10 protein-coding genes and 3 pseudogenes are annotated in these 11,768 nt (G+C 53.8%); 5 read left to right on the top strand and 8 right to left on the bottom strand.

The window, feature by feature from the left end; translation table 11 throughout:
* Nucleotides 1-151: 151 nt before the first annotated feature.
* A complete protein-coding gene (gene msrA, locus DO97_RS07485; RefSeq protein WP_036532187.1) occupies nucleotides 152-808 on the top strand; it encodes a peptide-methionine (S)-S-oxide reductase MsrA in 657 nt (218 codons plus the stop codon).
* Here msrA and DO97_RS07480 read toward each other — a convergent pair.
* Nucleotides 805-1,612, bottom strand: a pseudogene (locus DO97_RS07480) (ABC transporter permease). The gene msrA and the pseudogene DO97_RS07480 sit on opposite strands and share 4 nt — an antisense overlap.
* A gap of 63 nt (nucleotides 1,613-1,675) precedes the next feature.
* Between DO97_RS07480 and DO97_RS23790 the strand changes: the two are divergent.
* Entirely contained in the window at nucleotides 1,676-1,843 is a 168-nt protein-coding gene (locus DO97_RS23790) for a hypothetical protein (protein WP_156120483.1), read from the top strand.
* A 259-nt stretch (nucleotides 1,844-2,102) separates the two neighbouring features.
* Nucleotides 2,103-2,552 (top strand): DUF3172 domain-containing protein, encoded by a 450-nt coding sequence (locus DO97_RS07475; RefSeq protein WP_052128518.1) that lies wholly within the window; start codon nucleotides 2,103-2,105, stop codon nucleotides 2,550-2,552.
* A 31-nt stretch (nucleotides 2,553-2,583) separates the two neighbouring features.
* Here the strand turns inward: DO97_RS07475 and DO97_RS07470 are convergent, their stop codons facing one another.
* From DO97_RS07470 to rimM, 5 genes are all read right to left on the bottom strand, one after another.
* Nucleotides 2,584-2,865, bottom strand: coding sequence for a hypothetical protein (locus DO97_RS07470; RefSeq protein WP_052128497.1), 282 nt, complete (start codon nucleotides 2,863-2,865; stop codon nucleotides 2,584-2,586).
* Nucleotides 2,866-3,276: 411 nt separating this feature from the next.
* Nucleotides 3,277-3,495 (bottom strand): hypothetical protein, encoded by a 219-nt coding sequence (locus tag DO97_RS23030; RefSeq protein ID WP_162182961.1) that lies wholly within the window; start codon nucleotides 3,493-3,495, stop codon nucleotides 3,277-3,279.
* Nucleotides 3,471-4,058 (bottom strand): pentapeptide repeat-containing protein, encoded by a 588-nt coding sequence (locus DO97_RS07465; RefSeq protein ID WP_052128495.1) that lies wholly within the window; start codon nucleotides 4,056-4,058, stop codon nucleotides 3,471-3,473. The genes DO97_RS23030 and DO97_RS07465 overlap by 25 nt, the downstream gene beginning before the upstream one ends.
* 129 nt (nucleotides 4,059-4,187) lie before the next feature.
* On the bottom strand, nucleotides 4,188-5,243 hold the full coding sequence (locus tag DO97_RS07460) for a sensor histidine kinase (protein ID WP_036532357.1): 1,056 nt from the start codon (nucleotides 5,241-5,243) through the stop codon (nucleotides 4,188-4,190).
* Nucleotides 5,244-5,290: 47 nt separating this feature from the next.
* Entirely contained in the window at nucleotides 5,291-5,881 is a 591-nt protein-coding gene (gene rimM, locus DO97_RS07455; RefSeq protein ID WP_081980677.1) for a ribosome maturation factor RimM, read from the bottom strand.
* 506 nt (nucleotides 5,882-6,387) lie between these two features.
* Between rimM and glgP the strand changes: the two are divergent.
* Nucleotides 6,388-8,602 (top strand): annotated as a pseudogene (gene glgP / locus DO97_RS07450) (alpha-glucan family phosphorylase).
* Here the strand turns inward: glgP and hemH are convergent.
* On the bottom strand, nucleotides 8,599-9,765 hold the full coding sequence (gene hemH, locus DO97_RS07445) for a ferrochelatase (protein WP_036532185.1): 1,167 nt from the start codon (nucleotides 9,763-9,765) through the stop codon (nucleotides 8,599-8,601). The pseudogene glgP and the gene hemH sit on opposite strands and share 4 nt — an antisense overlap.
* Nucleotides 9,766-9,871: 106 nt before the next feature.
* Here hemH and DO97_RS07440 point away from each other — a divergent pair, with 106 nt between their 5' ends.
* Complete coding sequence (locus DO97_RS07440; protein WP_036532183.1) at nucleotides 9,872-10,507, top strand: class I SAM-dependent methyltransferase; 636 nt, start codon at nucleotides 9,872-9,874, stop codon at nucleotides 10,505-10,507.
* Between the two features lie 12 nt (nucleotides 10,508-10,519).
* On the opposite strand, the pseudogene DO97_RS07435 reads toward DO97_RS07440, so the two are convergent.
* A pseudogene (locus DO97_RS07435) lies at nucleotides 10,520-11,594 on the bottom strand (Gfo/Idh/MocA family oxidoreductase).
* Between the last annotated feature and the right edge of the window lie 174 nt (nucleotides 11,595-11,768).

Raw genomic sequence — 11,768 nt, 5'->3', positions numbered from 1 at the left:
GATCCTGGAGTGATTTCTGATCAAGGAGGGCGACTCACGCCCTCCTTTTTGTTGTTTCTGGAGCCGTGATCGCGGCCCCTATGGCCATGGCAGCAATCCCAACGGGTGCAGTATGGTAGGAGCAGAGCACCTGTATCCGGATTAAACACAAATGGCGATATTTGGATTTGGGAAAAAAATGACCCTGCCCAGCCCGACGGAAGCCTTGCCGGGACGTTCTGAGGTAATGCCCGTTCCAGCCACGCACGTTGTCAACCACCATCCCCTGAAGCCGCCCTACCCAGTCGGTCTGGAGTTGGCCATGTTTGGGATGGGGTGTTTTTGGGGAGCGGAACGCAAATTCTGGCAACTGGAAGGGGTGTTTACCACCGCAGTGGGCTATGCCGCAGGCATCACCCCCAACCCCACCTACCAGGAAGTCTGTAGTGGCATGACGGGACACAATGAGGTGGTACGGGTTGTCTACGACCCGAGCATTATCAGCTATGAAGGTCTTTTAAAAGTCTTCTGGGAAAGCCATAACCCCACCCAGGGTATGCGCCAGGGCAATGATGCTGGGACACAGTATCGGTCTGGGATTTATGTTTACTCATCGGCACAGCAACAGGCGGCGATCGCCTCTCGGGATGCTTACCAGGAAGCCCTGAAGTCGTCGGGTTACGGGGCGATTACCACGGAAATTCTCGATGCTCCTGAGTTTTACTACGCCGAGGACTACCATCAGCAATATTTAGCCAAAAACCCCCATGGCTACTGTGGGTTGGGTGGCACCAATGTCAGCTGTCCCATTGGGGTGAAGACAACTTAGTCCTGCTGATGGGCGAAGCGGTAAGCCCCCACCAGTCCGAAGAGGATGGCAAAGCTCAAGAGGACGGGAATTGCATACCAGGGAAATTCTGCCAGGGACGCGTAGGCAGCGGCTCGCAGACCCAGGCTGGTGTAGGTGAGGGGTAACAAATAAACCAGGGCTTTGAGGCCAGGGGGTAAGGTACCAGGGTCAAAAAAACGTTGCTCCCAGGAAGGACATGGGAATGATCACAAAGTTGTTGTATAGCCCCACACTTTCTAGGGATTGCACGGTCAATCCTACAATTACCCCCAAGCCGGAAAAAACGGCACAGTTCAACACCACCAAGAGCAAAAACAGGGGGTTGAAGAAGCTCCAAATCTTGCCCGTAAAGAGAATCGCCACCAGAATCACCGAGGTTGCGGTCATCAAGCCTCGCAGCACCCCTGCCATCATCTTGCCGATGTAAAGGGACAGGGGATGGACGGGCAGTAACAACATCTCCTCGAAGGTTTTGGTAAACAGGCGATCGCCACAGATGGAAAACGTCGTCCCACCAAAGCTGATCACCATGGAAGACAGGGCCACCATTCCTGGCAGAATAAACTCCAGGTAAGAATCGCCTTGGAGGGGCTTGGTGACGGCATCCAGAGAACTGCCCAATCCCAGCCCAAAGGCCAGAATATAAATCAAGGGGGATACCAGCCCAGACGCAGCGACTTGGACGATGCGAACTCGCAAATCCAGCCAGTCGCCCCAGCAGATGCTTAAACTGTCCATCAGGATCATTTCAGGTAAGGATTTTAGGCGCTGTTCCCGCGTCATCACACACTCCTGACAAATATTTGGGTCACTCTGCTCCAGAGAGACACGATCGCCCTCAACTGGATGGGGCATCGCATCTCCATTCACCCTAACCCGTATCGCTACTTCCTGCCCCAAGAGCACACCATGCAAGCTGGGGAAGTGTGGCGATCGCAAGGGGCATCTGGTTATGATGACGTTTGGGTCTGGCCGCAGTCTTGGCGATCGCAGCCCCGAAGGCTCAATGCCTAAGTCCTTGCTAACCCTGACGCTGTCGTTGATTTTCAGGGGACACTGCTGGATAAACCTTGCCGACAACAGTGCAGTCTTTATACTGGGAAGGGAGTAATGGCCGTTGGCCGATCTTTGACCCTTGCCCCTGTTTGGCTTTATTGCTGTTTTGGTATCTTCTGAATCACCATGGCCCGCCGATCTCGACCCGCTACCTCTCCCCCCCCGTGCCTACCGAGCTGCTCCCGCCGCCGCCACCTTCAACTACACCTCTCTAGCAATTCTGGGAGGCATCTTTATCCTGGGTGTCGGCGTGGGTATTGGCTTTAGTTCTGTTGCCACCTCTGGGCCAGAAAACGTAGCCACCCGCGACTTTATTGATCGCAGTGCTCCCAACCCAGAAGTATGTGTGGAGTTTGGAGCCAGTGCCATGGTGATGGATACTCGGGTGTTTGTCACCTTAAACCCTTTTAACGTCTATGTTTCCCAGCCCAAGATGCAGCCAGGTTGTGTGTTGCGGAGCACGAACTGGGGAATTTTGGAACAACGCAAATTGCTGACATCCGACCAGGTACGAGACTGCCGCAACCGCATGAATACCTTTGGGTTTACCGGCACCTTAGAGAGTTCTCCCCAAATTAGCTGCATTTACCAGAATGAAGCGGCTCAAAACCTCTTCTTGACCCAACCGGGTGTCGGTTCCGGTCGGCCTGAGACCAATAAGTTCTAAGCCATGGGTGCTGATCAGGTCTGGAGTTGATTTATCCTGAGGACTCCAGCAGGTGTTTAACCGTCTGGAGAATAAACTCCAAGGCAATCATCAGCAGGGGAAACATGACTCCCACCAACCCTAACCCTCCTCCTGCCTGACCCAACCAGACCATCAGGGTTTTCTGAGTTCCCTGGAGGCGGCTACTGGTATCTGAGATAAAGTAGGAACTAGCTCCAATCAGAACCGCACCACCAATCCCTAAGGGTACACTCGTGAACAACCAAGGGGATAGGCGATCGCCGGGAGAGATCAGATTGAAATAGGGAGCCACCCAGAAACAGAGCCCTTCCAGAAAAACTCCACAATCCCAAGGCAGAAAGAAAGTCCTTTTACTGCCAACCCCATCTCATTCAAGGTTGGTAAACGGAAAGATTTTTGAACTCTTTGAGTTCGCTGATTCACTCGACGCCGTTTCATAAGTTGGGAACAGCAATAAGGGATGGAGACTGGAGATCACCCACAGTGTTTCCAGGTGGGCAGATCCTTAAAATTGGCAGTTAATCTGCGCTGGAAGCGACATTTTGAGCTTAGGGTGATCTTGACCCAATCTTAAGACCTTACAATCGCGAGCAACTGTTATGACTCCCCACGACTTGTTGATGCTTGTCCTCCTGCTCAGCCCCGGTCTGTTGCTATCGGCGCTGATTATGGCGACTTTTGCTGCGGGGGGCTGATGCTGCCGCTAGAACGGTGCCAGCATCTTCAGGACGGTGATTCCCAGGGAGAATACTTGGGTAACAATGCCCCCAAATCCTCCGGCAGCTAAGCGATCTTTCTTCTCAGGGGTTTCGAGGCGGCTGACAAAATCCTGGGCGGCGCGGTAGCCCTCCTGATCTCCCTGGGCTAAAAATAGGTCAGCTGCTTTCTTCGAGTCCATCAAGGCTGCTTTGTTATCTCCCATCTGGAAAAATGCCACCCCCGTCCCAGGTAGGCGGGTGCGAGTTTGGGATCAAGCCGCAGAGCCTGACCATAGTTTTCAATGGCACGGCCATAATTGCGGGAGTCGCTGGCAGCAAGCGCCCAACTAAAAAAATCTTCGGCATTCCCTGCCTGGGATGGGAGACCAACCACACCCTGGAGATTGGCGTTGCTGAGAATTGTGCCTTGGACTTGAGCATTGCTCATGAAGGAACTGCGCAGGTCTGCCCCGGTGAGATTGGCTCCACTGAGGTTTGCCCCTCCCAGGTTGGCTCCGACCAGATTGGCCCCAACCAGATTGGCATTCCGCAGGTCAGCACCACTTAAGTTCGCGCGGCTGAGGTTGGCGTTGCTGAGGTCTGCCCCCATCAGATTTGCCTTGGCAAGACTGGCAAACACCAAGCCCACATTGCTGAGGTCACAACTGGGACAATTTTTGGTGGCTAGTAATTGTCGGGTATCTTCCAAGTTTTCTGCGATCGCTGGGGTGTTAGCCCAGACTGGAGCCAGCAGTACGCAGGTTGCAAGGACGCGAAGACGGTTCATGGCAAGTGGTTCCTAGGCAGCTAAGTCATAGGTTAGCTGCATTTCTGAAAAATGCCTACCAACTGTGACAAAAACGTCAACTAGTAGCTCCCGGCCGCAGGTTGCAGTGCCGTTGATCTCAGGTAGTTCCTAGGCCAAGGGTAACCAAAACCGAAAGGTACTGCCCTGATGCAGTTGGCTTTCTGCCACAATCCTTCCCCCTTGAAGTTCCACCAACCGTTGAGAAATCGCCAACCCAATGCCGGTGCCGGTGGTGTAGCCACTGGTGCCATCGCGATCGCGCGATCGCGATGCCCGCCAGAACCGCTCGAATACATGGGGTAAGTCTTCTGGACTAATTCCCTCCCCCGTATCAATCACCGCAATCCAAAGTTGCTGATCCGTACTCCAAGCCCGCAGGGTAATCGATCCCCGTCGGGTATGTTGCAGCGCATTCCCAACTAGGTTGACTAAAACTTGCTGCAATCGCTCTGGATCCGCCAGTGCCGGAGGGAGATTGGCCGCACACTCCAAATAGAAAATCGGTTCCGGTTCCAGGAGTTGCTCCGAAAATTGCTGGATCAGTGCCGCCAACAAGGGAGGAATGGCAACGGCCTGGGTATAAATGGGTAAATAACCCGCCTCAGCCTTCGAGAGTTCCTGCAGATCATTCACGAGGCGGCGCAGCCGAGCCGTTTCCCTGGCTAACCGTTGATAGATATCTGTGGAAGGTTCAATGGTGCCATCGGCCAATCCTTCCAAATAGCCTTCCACCACGGTCAGCGGTGTCCGTAACTCATGGGTGAGGTCTCCCACCAGTTGCCGCCGCCGCTGCTCTACATCGCCAAGGGCAGCAGCCATGCGGTTAAAACTCACGGCCAACCGATCCAACTCTGGAATCTCATTGGCCGCCATCCGTTCCTGGAGATTCCCCGCCGCAAATTTCTGGGTAATGGTTTCCATTTGCAGCAACGGCTGGACAATGCGTCGAGACACCAGGTAACTCAATCCTCCCGCTGCCGATCCGCCGACGACCACAGACCAGAAGGCCCCTTGACTCCAGGCTGATTCAAAACCAGACACCAGTTGATAGCGCACCAACCCGAGGTTAAACCCCCGACCCTCCAGCTGGGCTAAGTGGAGGACAAACAGCCGGGGAGAGTAGAGTCTGCCGACGGTCACCAGAGTGCTCAGCCCTACCAGCATGACAATCACATGGGAGAGAAAAAACCGAGCCTGAAGTCCTAATTTGATCACCGATCGCTGGGGAGAGAGCCACTGTGTTCAGCATGGCATATCCTAGAGTTCCAGCAAGCCGGGGGCGGGGTGATTTCAATCCGACCCTGCTGCAAGTCCACTACGGGGGCGATCGCCTGGACAAAGGGAATTAACACAGTTTTCTCGGGGCTGGGAGACTGTGATACCCGTACTTCCAGCAGATCATTCCCCAGGGAGATGACATTGATCACCCTCCCCACCAAGGTTTGGGTGAACTGGTTGAACACCTCCAGCCCAATCAGGTCTAGGACATGAAATTCACCGGGTTCCAGCACTGGGCGATCGCTGGCCGGGACTAAGAGCTGACAATCCCGGAGCTGCTCCGCCTGGGTGCGATCGCAGATACCTGCAAACTGGACAATATAAATGCCCTTGTGGGGAACATAGCGCCCCTGCACCAACTGCATCAGTTGGGGTTCGGTTTCCCCAGGACGCAACAACCATCGAGGGCCAGGGGTTTGAAACCGATCGGGAAAATCGGAATCTGGGTAAACTCTGACTTCGCCCTTAATTCCTTGAGCTGCCACAATTCTGCCAATTTCTAGCCAGCCCAACGGATCAGACATACAGCAATCGCTCTCAATGGCAGTGGCGGGAACTCCTTTATTATCAAACATCTGCGAAAACGGTTGCCGAAAATCAACGGGCATCCTGGGGGCTGAGGTCAGGGTGAGTGTATCTGAATATAAAGTTGTGGCGAAAAACGTAACACATGCTTGAGAAAAGCTGAAACCTTGGGGAAAATGCTGATTCCATCCGTAAGATGCTGAGTTGAGGCTTTGTGCCTTCTCAACGGATGTCTGAAGCAACGGTCTCAGCAGCCCTGGCGGACTTCAGTGAACGCTAACTAGCTGATGCCTGTGCAAGAACAACGCAAATTGTAGCGGCGTTTTTGAGCCTTCATGTATCCGCTCCAGAGATCCCCTGGGTTGTGGTGATCCAACAGTTCCTCCGTGTGACTGACCTGTGCTGCGAACATTGCCGATCAAAGCAACAGGGCTGGAGTCTCTGTGACTCACCTCGGTGGGTATTTCTGGTGGGTCAACTTGTATTTGAGAGTGATCGAAATCCTATGAGTCATAGTTACTCCTTGAATCACGTTTTAAAGCTACGGGAAAAGTTGCCGTTGTCGCTGAAGCGACTAGCCGATCTGGCTTATAACTACTGGTGGAGTTGGACCAGCGATCGCATCTATCTGTTTCAGAGCATTGACCCCACGGAGTGGCAGCGTTGCGGACATAATCCCGTGGCCAGTTTTAGAATCGGCCTCTTCCGATCGCCTCACCCAATTGGCCGAAGACCCTTTCTATCTCAAGCGACTGGAACTCCTCACAGCCCAGTTTGATGCCTACATGGCAACCTCAGATACCTGGGCACGGCGGGTCGCTCCCCACATTACCCCCGAGCATCCAGTGGCTTACTTCTGTGCCGAATTCGGCCTCCATGAGTCCTTACCGATCTATTCCGGTGGTTTGGGTATTTTAGCGGGGGATCATTTGAAGTCAGCCTCTGACCTGGGGTTGCCCATGGTGGGGGTGGGACTGCTGTATCGCCAAGGCTACTTCCGGCAACGGCTCAATCGGGGGGGCTGGCAGGAAGATTACTATGTGGACAATCAGTTTGAACAAATGCCCCTGGAACTGATGTGTAACTCCCTGGGACAGCCGCTGATCATTGAGATTGAGATTCGGCAGCGAATCGTTAAAGCTCAGGTCTGGCGGGTGCAGGTTGGGCGGACTCGGTTGTATCTTCTCGATACCGATCGCGAAGATAATGACCCCATCGATCGCTGGCTGACGGGACACCTGTACGGAGGCAATCAAGACACTCGCATTGCCCAGGAGGTGGTTCTAGGGATTGGAGGCGTTCGTGCCCTGGCTGCCCTGGAGATTGAGCCAGCGGTCTACCACATGAACGAGGGACATGCGGCCTTCTGTACCCTGGAGTTAGCCCGCATTGAGATGGAACGAACCGGGAAGTCTTTCTACGACATCGAAGCCACCGTCCGCGATCGCTGCATCTTTACTACCCACACCCCCGTGCCAGCCGGTCACGATGCGTTTTCTCCCGATTTAATGGACTCCTACTTTGCCTATTACTGGCCCCAACTGAAGCTCTCCCGGGAACAATTCCTTGCCCTGGGGGCACGACGGTTAGGAGACCCCTGGGAGCCCTTTGGGATGACAGTCCTGGCGCTCCGGTTGTGCCGTGCTGCCAATGGCGTTAGCGAGTTGCACGGCCAGGTATCCCGTAAAATGTGGAATATCCTCTACCCAGAGCGCACCGTTGACCAAGTGCCGATTGGTCATATTACCAATGGCGTCCATGCCCGTACCTGGATTGCGCCCCTGATCAGCGATTTGTTTAATCAGTACCTGGGTGAGGATTGGATTACCCGGCTAGCAGATCCCCAAACCTGGACAAAGGTTGATGAGATTCCCAATGCTGACCTGTGGTATCGTCACCAAATTCTCAAAGAACGGTTGATCGCCTTTACCCGTGCCCGAGTCAAGCAGGTACGCCAATATCGCGGCGAAGACCACGATCTCATTCATGCAGTGGATCATCTCCTTGATCCAGCAGTGTTAACCATCGGCTTTGCCCGTCGCTTTAGTCCCTACAAACGGGGAGATCTGCTGCTGCGGGATGCGGATCGAGCATTGAAAATCTTCGGCAACAGTACTCGCCCCGTCCAGATTATCTTTGCCGGGAAAGCCCACCCAGCGGATGAAGAAGGCAAACGGATTATTCAGCGTCTGACAGAGTGGTGTCGCCATCCCGCCCTCCAAAACCGGGTCGCCTTCTTAGAGGACTACGACATTTACACGGCTCAGAAGCTGGTGCATGGTGTGGATGTGTGGCTTAACAACCCCCGCCGCCCCCTGGAAGCCTCCGGTACCAGCGGCCAAAAGGTTTGCTTTAACGGCGGAATTAACTGTAGCGTCTTGGATGGTTGGTGGTGCGAAGGCTATGAAGCCGATGCCCATGGCAAAGGTCTGAATGGCTGGGCCATTGGGGAAGATGCCCATACCAGTGATCAGGATGTTCAGGATCGAATTGATTCCGAATCCCTGTATCGGCTCCTGGAAACTGAAATTGTTCCCCTCTATTACACCCAGGATGAACAGGGAGTTCCCCACGGCTGGGTGCAAATGATGAAAGCATCTATCCAGACCAATAGTCCTCGCTTTAACACCGATCGCATGATTGCGGACTATGTTACCCAACTGTACGCACCGGGGAGTGCTACCCCCTCGGAGCCGATTCGCGCCAGCGTCCCGGTTTAGAGCAGGCCGACCGCGTGGAGTGGTCCATGCCCGGTGATTAATTCCAGTAACAGGGCCAGAAAGCCAAGCATGGCAAGGCGACCATTCCACACTTCAGCGGTTGTGGTCATTCCCCAGGTCCAGCGCTCTTGAGGATAGAGTTTGAAGGTCTTCTGGGGAGGATGTACCACATCTGAAAATCGCTTTTGAGGACTGTTGAGCGCCTCGATCACGAGGCTGGTCAGATCCTCAATAAAGATCGGGTGGGTATCGAGGGCCGGTACTCGTTGAAAATGGTGAATACCGGCAGCTTCCGCAATCTCTCGGTATTCCATATCAATTTCCTGGAGGGTCTCAATGTGTTCAGAGACAAAGCTGATCGGCACAACGACAATATCCTCCACCCCTGCTGCCCCTAGATCTTGAATGGCATCCTCGGTATAAGGTTGTAGCCATTCCACGGGGCCAACGCGACTCTGGTATGCCAGGGTATGGTCATTGGGGCGTTGCAGGGTTTGCATGATTAAACGCACACAATCTTCAATCTCCTGCTGGTAGGGATCTCCAAACTCCTCAACATAGCTCACTGGTACCCCATGGGCACTAAAGAAAATGTGAGCCTGCTGAGGATGGGGGCATTGATCGAGTTGGCGGGCAATCAAATCCGCCATGGCCCTTAAATATCCCGATCGCTGATACCAGGAGGGCACCACTGTATATTCAATTTGATGCAGGCTGGTATCTGCTTGCCAAATTTTCTCTAGGAGGCGAAAGCTGGAGCCACTGGTGCTAATTGAGAACTGAGGATAGAGGGGCAGAATCACCAGTTTTTCCACCTGATCCCGCTGAATGTGGGCGATCGCTTCTTCCGTAAAGGGATGCCAGTAGCGCATCCCAATGTAAACCCGTGCATCCTGGCCGCGCTGCTGTAAGGTTTGCTCTAAAGCTTGTGCCTGCTTCTCGGTAATCCGTCGCAGAGGTGAACCGCCCCCAATTTGGCGATAGTTTTCTTGGGACTTCCGGGCTCGCAGGGTTGAGATCAACCAAGCCAAAGGACGCTGGAGCCAGGGAAATGGTAGGCGAATGATTTCAGGGTCCGAGAACAGGTTAAATAGAAAGGGACGGACATCCCCTAGCTGTTCTGGCCCGCCCAAATTTAGTAGCAGAACCCCGACTCGTCCCATAGCAGTCCTAACTTCTTCAGGTTGTTTTCACTTTTGTTACTGATTTTAATAATAAATGGTTGGGAATGGGGGAGTCTGCTTGAGAAATCTAGGGTTTACAGCTTAAATGGCAACGATTTTGAGAAACTGGAGCTATCGGTATCCCTGGCTATACAATGCCATCTCCCGCTTGGCGGCCTTAAGTGTGGGGGGAGAAGCCCGGTTTCGCCAGCTGCCCTTGCAAGGATTAACGATCACCCCTGAGATGCAGATCCTCGATCTCTGTTGTGGCAGTGGACAGACCACCCAATTATTGGCACAGTATTCCCCGCAGGTCACAGGTCTGGATGCTGCTGCCGTTGCCCTCACCCGAGCCGCCCGTCGGGTGCCCCAGGCTACCTATGTCCAGGCTTGGGCAGAGTCGATGCCCTTCCCCGATCAACGGTTTGATCTTGTACACATCAGTGCGGCGCTCCACGAAATGGAGGTAACCCAGCTACAAGCAATTCTCCGGGAGGTCTATCGGGTGTTGAAACCAGGGGGCTGGTTTGTTCTCAGTGACTTCCACGCTCCCACAAATCCCCTCTTTTGGCCGGGAGTGGCGCTGTTTTTCTGGTTGTTTGAAACGGGAACTGCATGGCAGCTGATTCAACTAGATTTAACCATGCGGATCGGGGACATTGGCTTCCAGGTGCAAGGGCGATCGCTCCATGCTGGGGGCAGTCTCCAAGTGATTCAAGCCCAAAAGCCAGAGAGACGCTAGAACCGTTCGACATTAGGCTCCCACAATCGAGGGATGGAGATAACCGTTTTCCCACACCGCAGGATTCCACGCTTTCCCATCCAGAGCCATCTGTTCAATTGAACTAGCCAGACGCAGGGCTTTCAAAGCTTGCTCACCCCCGACAGAGGGTTGCTGCCCCCCCGCGCACACAGCCGACGAAATGCTCTAACTCGGCATGGAGGGGTTCAATATTACTGGTGGAGACCTTTTCAATCAGACCATCCTGACGGTATAAGACCTGGCCATAGTCCGTCATACAGTTGGCAGTGGTTTGGCGGTGAATCAAAATTTCGTTGTTGAGGAAATTGGCTTCCGTTAAAGAATGCTTACAATGAGCTGCAATGCGTCGGATCTTACGATGGGTCACCTTACTAGCGGTCAGCGTCGCGACGATGCCGTTGGCAAAGCCCAGGGTCGCGGTGACATAGTCGAGATAGCCAGAGTCAGAGGCCCGACTGCCACTGGCCGTGAGTTTGACCACGGGGGCTGCCGCCAACTCTAAGAGCAGATCAATGTCGTGGATCATCAGATCCAAAACTACGGACACATCATTGGCGCGATTTGCATAGGGGCTCATGCGATGAGCCTCTAAGGCGAGGAGTTCTTCGGCGTTTAATACCTTACTCAATTCCTGGAAGGCGGGGTTGAAGCGCTCAATGTGCCCCACCTGTAAAATCCGCTGGTATTCCGCCGCCGTATTCACCAGAGACTCCGCTTCAGCGATGCTGGCAGCAATGGGTTTCTCAATCAGCACATGAATCCCTGCCTGGAGGCAGGTAATCCCGACAGCATGGTGTTGGCGAGTGGGGACGGCGATACACACGGCATCGACATGCTCTAGAAGCACACGATAGTCTTCAAAAAATCGGACTCGGTACTTGCAAGCGGTGTCGAGACCACGCTCCACATTCACATCGGATACCCCCACCAGTTCTACATCCTTTAACAGACTGAGGATGCGGGTGTGATGCTGGCCCATATTCCCGACTCCAATCACCCCAACACGAATGGGTTGGAGTTGACTGCGCTGTACACTTAACTGACCGACCAGTGAGTTATCTGACACGTTTGATATCTCCTCAACTGCCACACCGAAGTCGAACTGGACGGTAGCAATCAATTCAGTCGATCTCACCCAAAACCTGGGGTTGCGCGATCGCTACCTAGACAAGCTGCGTAAACCATCCAGATGTTACCATAGCCAGTCTCTTTGTGAAGAATTTCTAAGCTCGTGCCCTGG

Source organism: Neosynechococcus sphagnicola sy1 (assembly GCF_000775285.1).
GTDB classification, from domain to species: domain Bacteria; phylum Cyanobacteriota; class Cyanobacteriia; order Neosynechococcales; family Neosynechococcaceae; genus Neosynechococcus; species Neosynechococcus sphagnicola.
This window is presented reverse-complemented; position numbering and strand designations above follow the sequence as displayed.